Below are 18,344 nucleotides of genomic sequence, written 5' to 3'. Positions count from 1 at the left end.
TCTGACTAATATCTGCAGATCAAACCTGACCGCGTGCTGCTCGACATTGTAAAGCCGCCATGTCGTCTTTCTTCGCCTGAAGAATGAGACAAGCATTCCGGGAGGAGGCGGCAGCGCACATCAGCCCGTCGCCATCACGGTGGACATCAAGTGTCAGGACGAAATGGCATTGTCGATTTTGTCACCCAGATGAAAATGTGAGCAGCCCACATCGCCTCAAGATGATTCCCGCGCAAATGCCTGGTCGCGTCTCGGTGAGGCCGCTTAGACGAAAGGGCCCACTCTAGCGAAGCCGCTCGCTTTTACTTCCCGATTCCAATCGAAACGCTAAGCTCCCGTCGCGCAACTGCCTCAAACCGGGGAAGAGAGGGGTCCTTCAGAGCCCGGGTGCCTTGGTGAGGTTAACCCGGAAACGATCGCGACGCCGCTGGTACTTGCGGGTCATCTCGGCGCTGGCATGGCCAGCTGCTTTTGCACATAGCGCTCGTCGACCTCGGCGGAGGACGTGCAGCCTGCGCGCAGTGAATGGCCAGAAAACTTTTGGCCGCGCTCGGCCTCGGAAAGATCCCCGCGCACGCCGGTGACCAAGGCCGCGCGTTTGACCAAGCCGCGCCACTTCCTGATCGTTCAGCCGTTCGGCTCCCACCGCTTTGCCCTGACCGGTGAGGCGGAAGAGCGGGCCATACGCGATACGGACCAGCTTCAGCCAGGTCTGCGGGGCGACGACCGGGCAGGTGGCTCGGACGAGCCGCGACCAATTTCGGCATCTCGTCAGCCGGTATTACCCCGCAAAGTAACCAGCGCGCCCTTGTCCGGGAAAAATTCGATCTAGCCGCGACCGTCCTCGTTTGATCGCGCGCAACATCAGAGCCGACGATTTCGGAGCGGCGCATGGCGCATGGCCGGTCGCGCAGACTGCGCAGCGTGCCACGGTCGAGCGTTTCCAGCACGGCAACACGGAAGATGTTTTCCTTTTGACAGGGAGGGGAGGCGTGCTTGTTGCGGATGCCGGCGAGTACGGTTGCGATATGCCGGTCCTTCCGGCCGAGCTGTTGACCGCGTTGCGTATAGGCCAGCGACGACAGGCGTCGCTCGATGGTCGACACCGACTTGTTGTCCCTTGCCGATCCGAGGCCTGGCCGTGGTGTAGAGGCCGACGATTTGTGGAGTCTGGCGGCTGCGGATCAATCGACTGACGCCGGTACCAGGCGCAAAAAAGCTTCCAGTCGGCGGCATAGGCGCGACGGGTGGTTGTATGCTCGCCGCCTCGACATAATCGCGCACACGGTAGCCTGATCCGCGTGAATGCTAGGGCGGTGGCAGCAGCTTGAATTGGTCGGTCCTGGACTTGAAAGTTGCCGAGAACCGCCATATCTTTTGCACAGGAAATATGACTCTCAATATGGTAGGATTAATTCTGTGGCTCACGCACTCAAGATCCCCGAGCAGAATGGGCCTCTCATCTTGTCCTATATGGACCGGAACGGGAAGATTGCGATCGAGCAGGTCGCGGACGGTTTTGGCATGTCCAAGGGCCAGTTGGCCCAGACCGCCGGTCTTGCTCGCGAGACCCTTTATCGGTCAGAGCGCAGCGCTGCGGTAAAGACACAGGGGCGTCTGCGGGAGATGCTTGAGATCATCAGCCGTGTGACGGATTGGGCGGGCGGCAAGGAACAGGCGATGGCTTGGTACCGAGCTCAGCCGCTTCCAGCTTTTGGCGGACGCACTGCTGAAGCGCTGGTGAAGGACGGCAAGGCCGCTGCGGTCCGTGATTATCTCGATCACATGGCCGTTGGTGGTTATACGTGAGGTTCGTCAGAACCTGCTACCGCGCACACGATCCACGTTGGGCATTCAAGCCGACCTCCGGTGAAGGAGCGGCGATCAGAGGCGCGCGATTCAATCCCAAAGGTGTGCCGGCGCTCTATCTGGCGCTGACCCTCATGACAGCGATCAAGGAAGCCAACCAGGGCTTCGCGCAGCGGATCGATCCGTGCGTGCTGTGTTCCTATGAGATCGACTGCGACGACATCGCGGATCTGACAACGCAAGAGGGGAGGGGAGAGTTTTCTGTAACGCTCGAAGACATGGCCTGCGCCTGGGCTACGGCGCTTAGCGACGGAGAGCGCCCGGCGTCCTGGTCCATCCACGATCGGTTGCGACCTCGAAACATTGCCGGCATCGTGGTCCCAAGTTTCGCGCCGAGCGCCGAGATGGAGGATCGCAACCTGGTCCTTTGGGACTGGGGTCGGGATCTGCCGCACAAGGTAACTGTATTCGACCCGAGCGGCCGGTTGCCGAAGGACCAGCTATCCTGGCGATGACGCATTCTCGGCATCCGAAGGGCAGGGGAGGGGTCTTTTCACCCTACAGGCCTGATGCTTTGGTGAGATTGACACGGAAACGATCGCGTCTGCGCTGATAGCGGCGAGTCATTTCCGCCGAGGCGTGTCCGAGTTGTTTTTGCACATAGCGTTCGTCGACCTCGGCCGAGGAGGCAAGCCCGGCACGTAAGGAATGGCCCGAGAATTTTGTTGCACGGTCCCCTTCGGAGAGGTCGCCGCGGACACCAGCGGCGAGAGCGGTGCGCTTGACCAGCCGCGCCACTTCCTGGTCGTTGAGCCGCTCGGCGCCCACTTGCTTGCCTTGCCCTGCCACCCTGCGAAAGAGCGGGCCATGGCCGATCCTGGAAAATTTGAGCCAGGTCTGCAGGGCGACAACCGGGCAGGTGGCATCGGACGAGCCGCGGCCGATTTCGACCTCGCGCCAGCCGGTCTTTCCGCGCAAGGTCACCAAAATCCCTTTGTCGGGAAAGAACTCGATCCAGCCCGAAGAATCCTCGGTCTGATCGCGGCCGCAGTCGAGACCGACGATTTCGGAACGGCGCAGGCCGCCGGTAAAACCCAAGAGCAGCATGGCGCGGTCGCGCAAGCCGCGTAAGCCAGCCCGGTCTAGCGTCTCGAGCATGGCGATCAGGTCTTCCGGCAGAATGGCTTCTTTCTGCCGGGGAGGGGAGGCGTGGCTGTTGCGAATGCCGGCCATGACGGTGGCGATATGCCGGTCCTTTCTGTCCAGCGGCTGGCCACGCTGAGAAAAATTCCAGGTCAGCGCCGAAAGCCGCCGCTCAATCGTCGACACGGATTTCTTAGCCCCTCCCGACCCCGAGGCTTGCGCGGTGATGTAGAGGCCGACGACCTGCGGATCGGGCGGCAACACATCGAGATGCTGGCGGCGCGCCCAGGCGCAAAAATGCTTCCAGTCGGCGGCGTAGGCGCGGCGGGTGTTGGCCGAGCTTGCTGCCTCGACGTAATCGCGAGCGCGCTCGGCGAGGGCATCGAGATGCGCCGGCAGGCGGGGATTGGTGACGGCCGGAAGAGGGAAGGGAGCTTTGTCCGGCTGCTCGTCCGGCGCGCCGCTCATCTCCATGACAACGTCGATGATGTCGGGCAGGTCGTCGGCAATCGAGGCGTCGGGCTGAGCCGAGGCCGCCGGCGCCATTTGGTCGACACCCGCCGGTGTTTTCTGTGGTTGAGCGGAGCGATGCCGAGCACGCTTTGCTGGGTTTTGATCGACGAGAGAGGCCATTTCCTCTATAAAGAGCAAAACGAGCGATAATGCAAGATTATCGTTCGTTTTAACACGCGACAAGCGCGGCGGTTTTTGATGAAACGCGTTGCCAAAAGCGCCGCGCCGATTCATGCTCGTTGGGATGATTCTGCGACCGAAACCCTCCTTGAGCCACCGGGCAGCGCCGCTCGGGAATGAGCCGTTTGCGCCGGCGGGCCTGGTCCCGTCCTGGCTGCGCAGAGCGGTAGAGGCGGCACCAACCCCGGCTGCAAAAGGCTTTGGGGCAACGGGCCTTGAAGATGCGGCGATTGCGTTCGGCGCCGCGCTCGGCACGCTGGATATGGTCGTGCGCCGGCAGGAGAGGTGGGCCGGCGCCTGGCGGCAACGCATGGCGCTCTCGGCTGCCGCGGTGTCAGCGCGGCGGGCGGGCCGCGTCGAGGACGAAAATGCGCTGCGCGATGCTGTGCTGCATACGCGGCCTGGCGACAACGTTGGCCCCGCCGGCAGGATGCTTGTGGCTTGGCGCAAGTTAGCCGATACGCCTGCTGAAAAACTGCTGACCGAGGCGAGCATCGGCGCGGTGCTGAATGACATCGGTTTAGTGTGCAATGACGAGGCCGCGAGCGATCTGACGGACGATCTGCGGCAGCTTGCCGCCAGTGACGGGTTGGTGGGAATGATGACCGGAGCCATCGCGAGCGCCGAGCGCCACGGCCTGGGGCGCGGCCTGGGGGCCTGGCTTGCCGACGCACTGCTGGCGCAGCGCCTGGGCTGGGGCCATGCGGTGCCGTTGCTGGGTGCCGAGGCAGCCTTGGGTACAAGCGCCGGCTCGCGCCGGTCGGCAGCCGGTTCTGTGCCGACAAGCATTGGGACAAATTCTGAGCGTGCGAAAGATCTGCTTGGCGCGCAGGCGCGCGGGGCGTTGCGTGCGATTGATCTTTCAGCCGAGGTCGGTCGTCGAGCCCAGCGGCTCATCGCCGTAGCACCGAAGCTGCGGGCAAAGGGGTCGGATGCAGTTGTCGAAAGACTGCTGTCTGACGATGCGATTGTCGCGTCCCAGCCCATTCGTGGCATGAGCGAACGTGGCCTGCGGCGCCTGTTTGACAGGTTGGTCGACCTGGGTGCCGTACGAGAGTTATCGGGTCGGTCGACCTTCCGGCTTTACGGACTTTGAGCATGGCTGAAGCGTCCAAGCAGAAGAATTGCAAGACGGATGTCCCGGGAGTGCTGGTTGACATCGAACTCGAGCACCTGCCGCCGGAGCTGCGCTGGCGCGAATGGATGGGCCGGATTGAGGCCGTCATCTTCGCAGCGAGTGCGCCCGTTATGCGTGATACGCTGGCGCGAGTCGTTGGCAAGAGCTGCAACATCGATCTGATCATCGATGACATCCGCGAGGAACTGCGCAGCCGGCCCTATGAACTCGTGTCTGTCGCCGGCGGCTGGCAGCACCGCACCAAGAAAGCGTTTGGCGATGTCATTCGCGCTGCGACAGGCCAGGGCAATGTTTCGCGCGCTTTGTCGCAGTCAGAGGCGCTAGTGTTGATGTGTATCGCTTACTTCCAGCCGATCACCCGCGGTGAGCTGTCGACCTTCTTCGGCAAAGAGATCAGCCGCGATCTGATTGGCGCATTGCGCGCGCAGGACTTCATTGCCTCGGGACCGCGCAGCCCACAGCCAGGCGCGCCCTACACCTACGTGACGACCAAAGGCTTCATGTCGCACTTCGGTCTCGATACGCTGCGCGACCTGCCCGATTTCGAAGCGCTCGAGGACGCCGGATTACTGTCTAAGGACAAGCTGCTGGCAGGCGATATTCCCATCGGACCAGCGAGCGAAGGAGACGATGACGAGGACCTATCCGATCGCGAGGTCTTCGGCGGCTAAACGCGTTGACGACCTGATCGTCGCCAAAGATAGTCGCTGCGCTGTCAGTCCGTCGGCTTGTCTGCGCTTGAACCCAGCGGTTTCGCTTTGCGCGCCGGCGACTTTTGGCCCGCTATTCGGAGGTGGAAGGCGCGCTGCAGGACGGGATCAACAGTCCGTCCGTGCTCGCCGCCAACTTCGAGGCGAATTCAGCGGCCTGATCGATCAGCTTTGAGCCGGTGCAAATCGAGCGACGAGTTCGTGGCCATCGCCGGGATAGGTGAGGCGAACATGGGTCACCGGCTGTTCGGCGCTCCAGGTGCGCCGTTCAATGACCAAGCAGGGCGTCGCTTCGGTAACACCAAGTGCAGCGGCCGCTCGGGAGGTGGCGCCAATTGCCTGGATTCGATGTTCAGCGTCGCTCCAGGGCACGCGATTGACTAGCCACGCCCCCGGCGCGAGTTCCGTAAACGGTTCTTCGACCGCTTCCGGCACAGCTTGAAGATTGATGAGCCTTTCCTCATAGCAGAATGGCTGCATTCCAGCGAAATGCCTGCATGCCAACTCCAGCACCAGAGTTGGCTCAGTGAGACGCAGTCGTTCGACATCGATCCGGCCGGCCCGACGCTTGTCGCGTCTTACGACTTCAAACCGATAGGGTAGGCCGAGGGCATGCACCTCCGTCATTATATCGCGGATTTCTAACACGGCTGATTGAGAATGCGGCCTTCGGACGAAACTGCCCGTCTTGCGCCTTCGCTCTATCAAGCCTGCCCTTGCGAGCTGCGATAGCGCCTTGCTCACGGTCATCCGGGAACAGCTGTAGTAGGCCGTGAGTTCATGCTCGAACGGGATACGATACCCCGGCGGCCATTCGCCTGACAAAATGCGACCCTCCACATCCGTCATGATGCGTCGATGCAGCGATCTCGTTTCGGATTGTTCCCCCGCGGCGATGTTCATGCCTCTCTAGCCCGAACGTTATGTCAGGACATGGCGTTGTCCTTGATATGCAGCGCAAATCGGCTGGCCACGAACTTACACCAACATCGCGGCGCCACGATCCAGATAGGTGTCCAGGAACAGATCTAGTCGTGGGTGGCGCGGTTTGCCGAAGACTTTCTGCGGAGTACCGGTCAACAGAAGCCTGCCTTGATCCAAAAATGCAATTTGTTGACATACGGCTGCCGCGAACCCGATTTCGTGGGATACGACTACCATCGTCATCCCATCGGCGGCCAAGGCGCGCATGACATTCAGAACCTCGCCGGTCAGTTCGGGGTCGAGTGATGAAGTCGGCTCATCGAACAGCATGATCTTCGGTTCCAGGGCAAGCGCACGCGCGATGGCGACGCGCTGCTGTTGCCCTCCTGAAAGCTGCGAAGGGTAGTGGCCGGCGCGATCCTCGAGACCAACTTTCTTCAACTGGAGCATGGCGCGCTCTTCCGCCTCGCGCCTGCCAACACGATGGACAGTCTTCAGCGCCTCGCTGACATTGCCAAGCGCGGTCATGTGCGGCCACAAATTGAACTGCTGGAAAACCATGCCGATCTGCGAGCGCACCGAGCGGATGCGGGCGGCAGGCAAACGAACCGGCGCTCCTTGCGCGCCTTCGGCAAAACCGAGCGGCTCGCCATTGACATAAATGAGACCCGCTGTCGCCTCCTCCAGGAAAGCCATGCATCTGAGAAGCGTGCTCTTGCCTGAACCGGAAGGGCCGATGAGGCAGGAGACTTTGCCCTGCGGGATATCGAGATCGATCCCGTGCAGAACCTCCGCCTGCCCGAAACGCTTGATCAGTCCCTTTACCGAAATGGCTGGCGTCATGCGGTTGCGAACCTGTATTTGGAGAGGCGGGTTTCCATAAAGCGCCCGAGCATCCCGGAAAGCTCCACCAGGCCCCAGTAAAACAGCGCGAGCAGGAAAAGCGATTCCACGAAGGCGTATTGCTGGGAGCCAATGGCGCTGATCACCAGCGTCAGTTCCGGGACCGTGATGATCGAAAGGACAGCTGTTTCTTTCAACAGGATGATGGCCATGTTCACCGAGGCCGGCAGCACTAGCATCGTCATTTCTGGCAGGAGAATGCGACGAATAATCTGGTTGCGATTCAAGCCCACGCATTCCGCTGCTTCGACATGGCCTGACGGGACAGCCTCGAAACCGCTCCGGAAAATCTCGCTGAAATAAGCGGCACCATAAATCGTAAGCCCGAACAACCCAGCAGGGATGGGATCAAGCGATAGCCCGACGAACGGCCCGCCGTAATAGAGCAGGAAGAGCTGGATCAGAAACGGCGTGCCGCGGATCGTCTCGACATACAGCCACAGTGGATAGCCAAGCCAGCGCCGCCCGTAGCGCCGCCCCACGGCGACGATAAAACCCAGAACGGCGGAGCCGATCACGCCGGCAACCCACATCAGAAGGGTTACGCCAAACGCGCTCATGATTTCGGGAAGGCTGCGTATGATGAGGTTTGTGTCGAAATTCATGGTCGCCCCCACCGGAAGGAGCGCTCGAAAAGGGACCCGCCATAGGCGATCAGCCAGTTGATGATGAGGTAGAGCAGGCCGGCTGCGGCAAACAACTCGATCGGCCGGTAGGTGCTTGCCGCAAGATCCTGCGCCATGCGCGTCAGTTCGACAATGCCAACGACCGAAACCAAAGACGAAGCCTTCAGGATCATGATCGCTTCATTCACCAGTGACGGAAAGGCGAGGCGAAAGGCGATCGGCGCCCTGATGCGCCAGAATTGCTGCATGGGGCTTAGTCCGGCCATATCAGCTGCTTCCAGCAAGCCGCGCGGCACGCTCTGGAACCCTCCGCGCAAATTCTCGGCCTGGTAGGCGGCCGTGCAAAGCGTCAGGCCGGTGATCGCGGCGACGGTACTGGGCACATTGACGCCGAGCGCCGGCAAAAGATTGTAGATCAGTAGGAGCTGGACCAGCAGCGGCGCGCCACGGAAAAAACTGACGAAGGTGCGGCCTGGAATGGACAAGGCCGGGCTTGGAGAAAGCGTCGCAGCCGATACAACCATGCCAATGGCGAGGCCCAGGGTGATCGAAATAACGCTGATGAGGATCGTAGACAACGATGCCTGAATCAGCAGTTCAAATAGTTTCCAAGACATGGAGCGGCGTACCCTTGGCTTGCTTTTGTGATCGCGCTCAGGAACTCGAACCGCGCGTTGCTGCAAGAGCCGCGCGCGGTCGTTCCGTCAGCCGGTCAGAGAGCGGGATCGGCCACCAGGTCAGGGGTATCGAACGCGGCGCCGAACCACTTTTCCTGGATCTTGGCGAGACGGCCATCACCCTTGATCTTGAGCATGGCCGCCTGGACTGCGTCCATCAGTGTCTTGTAGTCGTCATCCTTGCGGCCGGGATAGCCGAAATAGGCTTTCGTGCCGAAGGGAGGCTGGACGACCTCGAACGTGTCCGGGCGCTGTTGCGCGACGAAGGCAATGTTAGGCAACGAGTTGCCTACTGCCACGATCCTGCCGGCCGCCAAATCCGCGTAGGCCTCGTTGTTGCCGGGGTACTCCCGCACGTCCGCCTTTCCAGGAAGGGTGTCGGCAAAAGCCTTGAGCTGGGCGAGCTGGGCCGATGCCTTGCCGCCGCCGACCGCCTTGCCGGCAATGTCTTGCGGCTTGGTGATGGTTTCGTCGCCCTTGCGCTTAAGGAGCGCGACCGTCGCTTCGGCGATGGGCGGCGTGAAACGATAGCGCGCCATGCGCTCCTTGGTTATGGTCGCGGGGCCCGCGACAATATCGAACTTGCCGGCCTCGAGTCCTGGCAGCACGCCTTCCCAAGGCAAAAGCACCCACTCGATCTTGACGCCGAGTTCCTTGCCGATTTCGTTGTAGAGATCCACGTTGAGCCCGGCATGCGTCCCGGCATCAATGAAATCAAACGGCGCGAAGGCCGTCTCTGTTCCTACCCTGAGCGAGCCGGATTCCTTGACGCGGGCTAGTGCGTCTTGCGCATAAGCGCCTGCCGTCGCGCCGACGAGAAACGCTGCACCAATCAGCGCTCTGAGGAAAAACCTCTTCTGCATTGAAAACTCCCATTTCGGTTCCTGCCCGGTCGATCGGGCGCTTTGCTGAGAAATACCGCCTCCTCTTGTGGAAGGTCGATATGACTATACATATAGGCAGCGTTGAGAAAGAGAGTCAACGCGCCAAAAGGGGCGCGGGGCCGCTCGTCAGTGCGTATCGCAGGCAAGCCGGCGCGTGCGCGGTTGCTTCTGCGATATGCGCCCTGGAGCCCGTACCAAGTGGCGGGCAGTTCCTTCATCACCGGCGCGGAATTTTTGAGCAATGGCGTCACGGTTTCGCAAAGATCGCCGTAGCGCTCGCTTTTCCTTGGTAGGTCCTTGCCTTAGCCTTCGATATGTCTATACATATGGTGCAACGCCCGGCTTGCGACGATGACGGCTTTTATCCGTCCGCCATTTTGCCGCGGCACCGGCCCATGAGATGGACCGCGCTTTTTGATCCTGGAACGAACGAACAGCAGGCATGGAAATGGCAATGAGCTGGAACCGCCCTCTGGCCGGGATGCGTGTGCTGGATTTCACCCGCGTCCTTGCCGGCCCGTACTGCACCGCACTACTGGCCGACCTTGGCGCCGACGTTATCAAGGTGGAGCCGCCTGCAGGCGACGATTATCGCCACGTTGGTCCCTTCATTGAAGGCGAGAGCGCGCTGTTTCTCGCCATCAACCGTGGCAAGCGCAGCATCGCGCTGGATTTGGCCCAGCCGGACGATCTCGCCATCGCACAGGCTTTGGCGGCGAAGTCGGACGTGGTGGTGGAGAATTTCCGCCCCGGCGTCGCCCAGAAACTTGGCATCGGCTGGGAAAAACTGTCGCAAATCAATCCGAAGCTCGTCTATGCCTCAATCTCCGGTTTCGGCCAGGAAGGCGCGCTCGCGGCGCGGCCGGCCTATGACATTGTCCTACAGGCGATGAGCGGGATCATGTCGGTGACCGGATCGCCGGACGGGCCGCCGACACTGGTCGGCGAATCCATCGCCGACGTGATCGCAGGCCTGTTCGGCTCGTGGTCGATTCTGGCCGCGCTGGTCGAGCGGCAACGCACCGGCACTGGCCGGCATATCGACCTCGCCATGTTCGACGCCATGATCGCAATCCAGCCGCTTGTCGTGGCGCGTTATCTCGCATCTGGTGAAGCACCGCATCGCGTCGGCAATCGACACGCGCTTTCGGCGCCCTTCGGTGCGTTCCAGGCGCGCGACGGCATGTTCGTGCTCGCCGTGCTCAACAACAAGCTGTTCGGCATTTTGGCGCAGCATATTGGACGGCCAGACCTGACCGGTGACGAACGTTTCCGCAGCGACTCGGACCGACTGGCCAACGAGCCGGCGTTGCGGGCCGCCATCGAAGGCTGGTCGTCCGCACTTACAGTGTCGGAGGCAGTCATGGCACTGGTTGCCGCCGGCGTGCCCGCCGCCGAAATCCAGGATATCGCGCAGGCGCTGACTTCACCACATGCTGAAACGCGCGGGCTGTTGCAGGATACAAGCCATCCGCTGCTCGGGGCTATGCGGGTACCCGAACAGCCGGCCCGTTTCAGTGGCGTTGTGCGCGGCGGTATAGCACCGGCGCCGGGGCTCAACGCGGATCGCCCGGATATCCTCGCCGAACTCGGCAGGGAGAACTGATCATGGCAAGTCACAATGACGACGATCTCGCTTTGATCGAAGCAATCCGGCGCTATTGCACCGAGATCCTGGCGCCGGCGGCAGCCGAAATCGACGAAACCGGACGGTCCGCGACGTGCCACCTCGACAGCCTCGCCAACATGGGACTGATGGGCCTGAACATCCCTGAAGCCTATGGCGGTCTCGGCCTGCGCCCGACCGCGCTGTTTGATGCTGTGGCGCTGATTGCCGGCGCCTGTGGCTCCACCGCCTCGATGATCACGGCCCACTGGCTGGCCACGGATTCGATCCTTTATGGCGGCGACGAAGCCCAGCGCGATCGCTATCTGACCGGCGCGGCCGGCAAATGCCTCGGCGCCTTCGCCCTGACCGAGCCCGGCGCAGGCTCCAACCCTGCCGACATGACCACTCGAGCCGTGCGCGAGGGCGACGGCTATCGCATTACCGGGACCAAACACTTCATCTCCAATGCCGGCGAGGCCGACTTCATCGTCGTCTATGCCAAGACCGATCCGACGGCGGGCGCGCGCGGCATCTCCGCGTTCGTCGTCGACCGGAAGGCAGGGGGTGTCAGAACGGCTTCGCCCGAGCGCACGATGGGTCTGCGCGGCGGCCATGTGTTCGAGGTTTCCCTCGACTGTCTTGTTCCGGAAGAAAACAAGCTCGGGGCGGAGGGCTCGGGTTTCCGGACGGCTCTAAAGGTTCTCGACGGCGGCCGCGTCGAGATTGCGGCCTGCGCCGTCGGCATGGCACAAGCAGCATTCGGCGCCTCGGTCGAGTGGGCCAAGCAACGCAGGGTTGGCGGGACACCGATCGCCGATTTCCAGGGCTTGCAATGGATGCTCGCAGACATGGCGACCGACATCGAGGCATCGCGCCTTCTCGGCATGGCCGCCGCACGCAAGCGCGAGGCAGGCGAGCGCTATTCGCGCGAGTCCTCGATGGCGAAGCTTTTCGCTTCGGAAATGGTCGGCCGCGTCACCGACAAGGCGATCCAGATTCATGGCGGCTATGGATATACTCGCGACCTGCCGCTCGAACGCTACGCTCGCGATGCTCGTGTCTTCCGCATCTATGAAGGTTCCTCCGAAGTCCAGCGCAACATCATCGCGCGCTTCGTGCTTGGCTGAGTGCGTGTTCGCCGATACGGCCGGCGCCCACCGTCACCTATTCGGGAGGAGGCGCCGATTTGTTGACTGCGCTGACATGGTTGGTTTTGATATTGTGGCCGTTAGCGAGTTCTGGCTTCTCCAGCCGGTTGACCGGCACCCGCGGTACTGACGAGGCCAAGTCGTTTGGAAATCGACACGATCCAGGATCGAAGCTCTGGGCCGAACGGCTTCGTGAGGACAGCACGATCCCAAGCGAGGAAATATGCCTCGGCCAACCTTAGCCGCTGGTCGAAGGGTACGATGAGCCGGCCGGATGCAATGTCATCGGCGGCCATTGATAACTGCGCCAGCACAAAGCCTCGTTCATTGACCGCCGCATCGATTGCGGCGCTCGACAACGAGAAGGCCACTTCGCCGGACTTCCTCCGATACGACGCTCCAATGCTTGCAGCCCATTCCGCCCAGCTTGGCGGCGAACGGTGATCACTTGCCCATTCTACGCCCAATAGAGGAAAATCGAGAATGTCCGAAGCCTTCTCAAGTGGGTTCCGGGCAAGCAGACCTGGCGCGCAGGCCGGAACTACGAAATCCGTAAACAGTTCCGTGTAATGGTCGAAGTTGTGGATCTTGGTGCCGTATGAGATACGGAAATCCGCTTGATCGTCTCCGAAACGCGGCTCCTGTTCGGAACCAATAAGACGCACCGTCGCGCCGGGGTTGCCAATCTGCCAATCCAGAAGCTGTGGCGCTATCCATTTACTGGCAAGTGATGGCAGGCACGAGATCGTCAGTGTGTCTGCTGATTTGGCCCGCTCAATGACATCGTGGGCCTCTCGAATATGGTCGAACCCGACCGAAACGGCTGTGTGATAAATGCGGCCCAATGCCGTAAGAGTTACGGTTCTCCCGCGCCGTTCCAGAAGACTCGCTTTTAAGGCATCTTCGATCTTGCGAATTTGTTGGCTGACCGCGCCAACTGAAACCCCGAGTTCGTTCGCCGCGGCTGTCACGGTGCCAAGCCTTCCGAAAGCCTCGAAGGCCTGTATCGCACGCAAAGGGGGCGTTTTCTTCACCTGGGGAATGATCCTTGGGGTCAGCTTGATTTAGCTTTGCTAAAATAGAACACAGATACAAGCCCTATTTTGTCCAGCGTCCTCAAGCTAATCAGTTTGAGCTTCACAAGCTCGGGAGGACGCCGTGTTTCTTAGAAACTGCTGGTACGTTGCCGCATGGGATAATGAGGTCGCCGACAGGTTGGTGCCGACCCGGATTCTTGGCGAGGATATTGTCCTTTATCGCCGAACCGATGGCGTGGTGGCGGCGCTCGAGGATGCCTGTCCGCACCGCAAGTTGCCGCTGTCCATGGGCCGCATCAAGGGCGACACGGTCGAATGCGGCTATCACGGCCTGACTTTTGACAGCACTGGAACCTGCACGCGAGTGCCCGGTGCTGAAAAGATACCGCATGTTGCATGCGTTCGTTCCTATCCGATTGCCGAACGTTACGGACTGCTCTGGATATGGATGGGCGAAGCAGAAAAGGCCGATCCTGCTCTCATTTTCGAGGTGGACCACTGGGGCGATCCGGCATGGGGCGTCAATCGCGGCGAGTCCATGGCGCTCGATTGCAACTACCTTTACATGACCGACAACTTGCTTGACCCTTCGCATGTGTCGTGGGTCCACCAGTCCTCCTTCGGTGGCGTTCAGGCGATGGAGGACGCGCCTCTCGAAACCACCGTGGGCGCGAACGGCGTGACCGTGTGGCGCTGGGTGGTTGATGCCGCGCCGGCGCCTTTCTATGCGCCTTTCCTCAAATTCTCCGGCAATTGCGACCGCAAGCAGCACTACGAGGTGCGCTATCCCTCCAACGCCATCATCAAGGCGATCTTCGTGCCGGCCCGCACCGGCGGCGAGGGCAAGCCGCTCCACGAGGACGTGTTCCTCATGGACAGCTACAACTTCATGACGCCGGTCGATGAGAACCAGACGAAATATTACTGGTTCCAGATGCGCAATTTCGCCCCCGACGACCTGGAGGTTTCGCGTCAGTTCGCCACCTCCGTGCGCGGCGCCTTTGACGAGGACCGCACCGTGCTCAATGCCGTGCACAAAGGCATGGCCAACAAGCGCACGCCCAATCTCGATCTCAAGATCGATGTCGGACCGCTGCGCTTTCGCCGCAACCTGGCCAAGCTGATCGCCAGCGAGAGCCAGCAATTGGCGGCTGCCGAATGAACGCATTCACCGCTCGCGACACCATCGCAAGAAGCGGGTTTCGCGACCTGAAAGTGGTCGCGAAGGTGCGCGAAAGCGCCGTCATCACGTCGTTCCATCTCGAGCCGGTCAATCCACAGGACTGGCGCGACTTCCAGCCGGGCCAGTTCCTGGTGTTCCGGATACCGATAGCCCGGGAGGCAGCCGGCGAAAAAGGATATGTGCTGCGCAACTACAGCGTCTCCTGTTCCCCCGACAGCACTCGCTATCGGATCAGCGTGAAGCGCGAAGCAGCACCCGCGCCGGGGCTGCCCGACGGGGTAAGCTCGTGCTTCCTGCATGACCGGATCGAGGTCGGCGATGTGCTTCAGGCGGAAGGGCCGCGCGGCGATTTCGTGCTCGACAAGGGCAGCAACCGTCCAGTCGTGCTGCTCAGCGGCGGTGTCGGGCTGACGCCGATGGTGTCGATGCTGCATGCGCTGGCTTCGATGCCGGATCGCCGAGCCGTCTTCATCCACGCTTGCGAAAACGGGGGTGTGCATGCCTTGCGCGACGAGGTGACCGGCCTGGTCACGACCCGGCCCGGCTTGACCGCGCACTACTGCTACCGGTTCCCGTCCGAGCGCGACAAAGCCGAGCAGCGCTTCCACAGCGAAGGCATGATTTCGCGCGAGGTGCTGCAGCGCCTGCTGCCGATCGATGACTATGATTTCTACCTCTGTGGCCCACAGCCGTTCATGCACGCGGTCTACGCCCTGCTACGCGAGCTTGGCGTGCCGAAGCATCGCATTGCCTACGAATTCTTCGGCCCGGCGACGGTGCTTGAGCCCGATGCCGTGCGAGCTCCCGTGGTGCCGGCACAGCCGGCAAGGATCGAGCCGGCGGGGGAGGCGACAATCGTGGAATTCCGGAAGTCGGGCCTGACGGCCGTCTGGGATGGCTCGGCCGCATCGTTGCTCGACTTCGCCGAGAACCAGGGTCTGTTGCCGGAGTTCAGCTGCCGGGCCGGCATCTGCGGCACATGCAAGTCGCGGCTGATCTTGGGCGACGTCACCTATTTCGAGGAACCGCTGGATGAGCTTGGGGCAGGCGACGTGCTGCTGTGCTGTTCCAAGCCGCGCGGATCAGTCGTCCTGGATATTTGACAAGATTGTGATGCCGCGCGTGGGCGCGGGGAAACGGAAGTCGAGATTTGGAACAGTCGGTCAAACCAGCGTCGAGCCTGCCGCTCAATCCGCATATCGCCGCCTTGCCGCCCTACAATGCCGGCATGAACATCGCGATGGCGCGGGCGCTGAGTGGCCGCCACGACATCGCGCGGCTGGCCAGCAACGAGAACCCGGATGGGTGTTCTCCCGTCGTCATGGCCGCATTGGCCTCCTCGTCCTTCGAGCCATGGCGCTATGCCGATCCGGCCTGCACGGCGCTGCGGGCAGCACTTGGCGAAAAACTGGCGGTCGATCCGCACCTGATCGTTGCCGGCAATGGTTCCGAGGAGATGATCGCCGCCATCTCGCGCGCCGTCCTGGTGCCGGGCGCATCGGTCGTCACGACGGTGCCGAGCTTCGGCCTGCATGAGATAGAGCCGCTGGCGGCGGGTGCCGATGTCGTCAAGATTGCGATGACACCCGAACTGGGGTTCGATCTTGCCGCTCTCGAAACGGCGATCGCCGCCGGACCACGGATCGTTTTCATATCCTCGCCATGGAATCCGGTCGGGCCGGGTCTCGACCATCCCAGCCTGCATCGACTGATCGGCGCCGTGCGGCCCGGCACGCTTCTTGTCCTGGACGAGGCCTATTTCGAATTCGCCGATCCCGGCGCGCCCGACGGCATCGAAGTCCTGCGCGACAGCGGGATCGACCATGTGGTGCTGCGGACATTCTCGAAGGCCTATGGCCTGGCGGGACTGCGCGTTGGCTATGCCGTCTGTTCCGGCCTCGAACTGGCAAGGGTGATCGCGGCCGCCAAGACGCCGTTCAACGTCAATGCGGCGGCGCAGACCGCCGCCATCGCGGCACTCGCTGACGAGAGCTGGATGAAGGCGTCGGCGGGCCGCGTCAGGGCCGAGCGCGTGCGCACCGCCGCCGCACTTGCCGGCCTCGGCTTCGCGGTTGCCCAGTCGCAAACAAACTTTCTGTTCTTCGACTGCAAGGGCGACAGCTCCAGCCTTGCCGCCGGTCTCCTGAAGCAGGGGATCATGGTCAAAGCGTGGCGTGAAGCCGGCTACGAGCACTATCTGCGCGCCACCATCGGCTTGCGGGCTGACAACGATCGGCTGATCGCAGCGCTTCGGGGATTGGCGGGGCGATGAGCGGCCTCGCGTCTCCTAGGCAAACGAACTGGATCGAGCAAGCGGTGCCGTTGCCGGTTGTCGACGCGATCCGCGATGTCGTTGGCGCACCGAATGTCCGCACCGGTGATGATGCGTGGGCGATCGACCTTGGTTCGAACGGGACGGCTCGCGGCGCCGGCATCGTCGTTGCGCCTTCATCGACCGACGAGGTCGCGGCGGTGGTGCGCATCTGCCGCCAGAACGAGATTCCCATCGTGCCGCAAGGCGGGAAGACCGGTCTGGTCGGCGGCAGCGTTTCGCGGCCGGGCGAGATCGTTCTTTCCCTGCTACGCATGAATCGCATCGAGCGGCTCGATCCGCTCGAACGCGTGGCCGTGGTCGGCGCCGGCGTCACCCTCGAAGCGCTGCGGACGGCCGCGCTCGAACACCGGCTGGAACCGGGCATCGACCTTGCCGCGCGCGGTTCGGCGACGATCGGCGGCATGGTGTCCACCAATGCCGGGGGCGTGATGGCCTTTCGCCACGGCGTCATGCGCCATCGTGTCCTCGGGCTCGAGGCCGTGCTTGCCGATGGGTCCGTCTACTCCGATCTGACGCGGGTGGTGAAGAATTCCGCCGGTTACGATCTGAAGCATCTCTTCATCGGCGCCGAGGGCACGCTTGGCATCGTCACCCGCGTGGTCGTCAAGCTCGACCCTTCGCCGCGAGCCACCGCCACCGCGCTTTTCGGGCTGCCGTCTGTCGAAGCGGCTCTACAAACCATTCGCCTGGCACTTGAATCGGATGCCGGGCATCTGGGCGCGGCGGAGGCGATGTGGACCTCGTATTTCAGCCTGGCCGCCGCCGCGCATGAATGGTCCGAACCCGGCGTGCCGCTCGACCAGCCGCTGTTCCTGCTGCTGTCGCTTGGCGGCGCGCGCGAAGAGGCGCTGCGCGAGGATTTCGAGCGGATCTATTCGGAAGTGATGGAGCGCTATCCCGAAGCCACCGGCATCATCGCCGGCTCGCGGCGGCAAGAGGACGACCTGTGGCGGTTGCGCGAGGACACTGGCGTGCTCTATCGCGCCCATCCCAATGCGCCTTCCTTCGACGTTTCGGTGCCTCTGTCGGAAATTCCGGCCTATCTCGACAGAATCCTGCCCGGGCTCGCCGCGATCGAACCGGGTCTGGCGCCCTATGTCTTCGGGCATTTGGCCGATGGGAACCTGCATATCATCCTCAACCGTCAGGGTCCGCTGGCGCCTGACATGGCGGAGGCTGTCGAGGGTGTCCTGTACCACCAATTGCGGGAGATCGGCGGGTCCTTTTCGGCGGAGCACGGTGTTGGGTCCAAGCGCATCCATTCGCTGCTGGCGACGGCTGACCCGACGAAGCTCGCCGTGATGGAGCGGGTGAAACTTGCGCTGGACGATCAGTCGATCATGAACCCCGACAAGGTGCTTCCCTGTAACGCCTGGTTCGTCCGGTCCTCAAGGCCGCTCCTTTCCGGTAAGGAGCGCCGATTGCCACCTCAGAACGCGAGCGATCACAACGATGAATAGCCCCACGGTGGAACGACAAGGAATGAACGGATTGACCGCAACCGCCAGCGGTCCAGTGGGATCTA

17 protein-coding genes and 1 pseudogene are annotated in these 18,344 nt (G+C 62.1%); 10 read left to right on the top strand and 8 right to left on the bottom strand.

Annotated features, from left to right (window positions below):
* Positions 1-376: 376 nt before the first annotated feature.
* Positions 377-1,287, bottom strand: a pseudogene (locus tag DBIPINDM_RS40990) (integrase); the annotation flags it as partial.
* 132 nt (positions 1,288-1,419) lie between these two features.
* On the opposite strand from DBIPINDM_RS40990, the gene DBIPINDM_RS40985 reads away from it, so the two are divergent.
* Together DBIPINDM_RS40985 and DBIPINDM_RS40980 are read left to right on the top strand one after the other, a co-directional pair.
* The gene (locus DBIPINDM_RS40985; protein ID WP_416361808.1) at positions 1,420-1,809 is read left to right on the top strand and encodes an antitoxin Xre/MbcA/ParS toxin-binding domain-containing protein; all 390 of its coding nucleotides are present in this window, start codon (positions 1,420-1,422) and stop codon (positions 1,807-1,809) included.
* Positions 1,806-2,324, top strand: coding sequence for an RES family NAD+ phosphorylase (locus DBIPINDM_RS40980; protein ID WP_258589550.1), 519 nt, complete (start codon positions 1,806-1,808; stop codon positions 2,322-2,324). The genes DBIPINDM_RS40985 and DBIPINDM_RS40980 overlap by 4 nt, the downstream gene beginning before the upstream one ends.
* Before the next feature lie 43 nt (positions 2,325-2,367).
* Here the strand turns inward: DBIPINDM_RS40980 and DBIPINDM_RS40975 are convergent, their stop codons facing one another.
* A complete protein-coding gene (locus DBIPINDM_RS40975) occupies positions 2,368-3,585 on the bottom strand; it encodes a site-specific integrase (RefSeq protein ID WP_416361810.1) in 1,218 nt (405 codons plus the stop codon).
* 322 nt (positions 3,586-3,907) lie between these two features.
* Here DBIPINDM_RS40975 and DBIPINDM_RS40970 point away from each other — a divergent pair, with 322 nt between their 5' ends.
* Both DBIPINDM_RS40970 and scpB read left to right on the top strand, forming a co-directional pair.
* A complete protein-coding gene (locus DBIPINDM_RS40970; protein ID WP_416361807.1) occupies positions 3,908-4,741 on the top strand; it encodes a DUF1403 family protein in 834 nt (277 codons plus the stop codon).
* Positions 4,742-4,743: 2 nt separating this feature from the next.
* The gene (gene scpB, locus DBIPINDM_RS40965) at positions 4,744-5,454 is read left to right on the top strand and encodes an SMC-Scp complex subunit ScpB (RefSeq protein ID WP_258589548.1); all 711 of its coding nucleotides are present in this window, start codon (positions 4,744-4,746) and stop codon (positions 5,452-5,454) included.
* 204 nt (positions 5,455-5,658) lie between these two features.
* Here the strand turns inward: scpB and hutC are convergent, their stop codons facing one another.
* The 5 genes from hutC to DBIPINDM_RS40940 form a co-directional block, all read right to left on the bottom strand.
* Positions 5,659-6,396 (bottom strand): histidine utilization repressor, encoded by a 738-nt coding sequence (gene hutC / locus DBIPINDM_RS40960; RefSeq protein WP_258589547.1) that lies wholly within the window; start codon positions 6,394-6,396, stop codon positions 5,659-5,661.
* Positions 6,397-6,471: 75 nt separating this feature from the next.
* Positions 6,472-7,260 (bottom strand): amino acid ABC transporter ATP-binding protein, encoded by a 789-nt coding sequence (locus DBIPINDM_RS40955; protein ID WP_258589546.1) that lies wholly within the window; start codon positions 7,258-7,260, stop codon positions 6,472-6,474.
* Positions 7,257-7,925, bottom strand: coding sequence for an amino acid ABC transporter permease (locus DBIPINDM_RS40950; protein ID WP_258589545.1), 669 nt, complete (start codon positions 7,923-7,925; stop codon positions 7,257-7,259). Before DBIPINDM_RS40950 ends, DBIPINDM_RS40955 begins: the two co-directional genes overlap by 4 nt.
* Positions 7,922-8,563, bottom strand: a complete 642-nt coding sequence (locus tag DBIPINDM_RS40945) for an amino acid ABC transporter permease (RefSeq protein ID WP_258589555.1) — start codon at positions 8,561-8,563, stop codon at positions 7,922-7,924. Before DBIPINDM_RS40945 ends, DBIPINDM_RS40950 begins: the two co-directional genes overlap by 4 nt.
* Before the next feature lie 95 nt (positions 8,564-8,658).
* The gene (locus tag DBIPINDM_RS40940) at positions 8,659-9,486 is read right to left on the bottom strand and encodes a transporter substrate-binding domain-containing protein (RefSeq protein ID WP_258589544.1); all 828 of its coding nucleotides are present in this window, start codon (positions 9,484-9,486) and stop codon (positions 8,659-8,661) included.
* 475 nt (positions 9,487-9,961) lie between these two features.
* On the opposite strand from DBIPINDM_RS40940, the gene DBIPINDM_RS40935 reads away from it, so the two are divergent.
* Entirely contained in the window at positions 9,962-11,113 is a 1,152-nt protein-coding gene (locus tag DBIPINDM_RS40935; protein ID WP_258589543.1) for a CaiB/BaiF CoA transferase family protein, read from the top strand.
* A gap of 2 nt (positions 11,114-11,115) precedes the next feature.
* Entirely contained in the window at positions 11,116-12,243 is a 1,128-nt protein-coding gene (locus DBIPINDM_RS40930; protein ID WP_258589542.1) for an acyl-CoA dehydrogenase family protein, read from the top strand.
* Between the two features lie 101 nt (positions 12,244-12,344).
* Here DBIPINDM_RS40930 and DBIPINDM_RS40925 read toward each other — a convergent pair whose 3' ends face one another.
* A complete protein-coding gene (locus tag DBIPINDM_RS40925; RefSeq protein WP_258589541.1) occupies positions 12,345-13,298 on the bottom strand; it encodes a LysR family transcriptional regulator in 954 nt (317 codons plus the stop codon).
* Positions 13,299-13,422: 124 nt separating this feature from the next.
* On the opposite strand from DBIPINDM_RS40925, the gene DBIPINDM_RS40920 reads away from it, so the two are divergent.
* From DBIPINDM_RS40920 to DBIPINDM_RS40905, 4 genes are read left to right on the top strand one after another with little or no spacing between them, the layout of a single operon-like run.
* Positions 13,423-14,463 (top strand): aromatic ring-hydroxylating dioxygenase subunit alpha, encoded by a 1,041-nt coding sequence (locus DBIPINDM_RS40920; protein ID WP_258589540.1) that lies wholly within the window; start codon positions 13,423-13,425, stop codon positions 14,461-14,463.
* Positions 14,460-15,587 carry a 2Fe-2S iron-sulfur cluster-binding protein gene (locus tag DBIPINDM_RS40915; RefSeq protein WP_258589539.1) on the top strand — a complete coding sequence of 376 codons (1,128 nt, stop codon included), beginning with the start codon at positions 14,460-14,462 and terminating at the stop codon, positions 15,585-15,587. Before DBIPINDM_RS40920 ends, DBIPINDM_RS40915 begins: the two co-directional genes overlap by 4 nt.
* Positions 15,588-15,634: 47 nt before the next feature.
* A complete protein-coding gene (locus tag DBIPINDM_RS40910) occupies positions 15,635-16,756 on the top strand; it encodes an aminotransferase class I/II-fold pyridoxal phosphate-dependent enzyme (RefSeq protein WP_258589538.1) in 1,122 nt (373 codons plus the stop codon).
* Positions 16,753-18,279: an FAD-binding oxidoreductase gene (locus tag DBIPINDM_RS40905; protein WP_258589537.1), complete on the top strand. Its 1,527-nt coding sequence runs from the start codon at positions 16,753-16,755 to the stop codon at positions 18,277-18,279. The genes DBIPINDM_RS40910 and DBIPINDM_RS40905 overlap by 4 nt, the downstream gene beginning before the upstream one ends.
* The last annotated feature ends 65 nt before the right edge of the window (positions 18,280-18,344 follow it).

Origin of the sequence: Mesorhizobium sp. AR02 (assembly GCF_024746835.1) — a bacterium.
Classification (GTDB): Bacteria; Pseudomonadota; Alphaproteobacteria; order Rhizobiales; family Rhizobiaceae; genus Mesorhizobium.
This window is presented reverse-complemented; position numbering and strand designations above follow the sequence as displayed.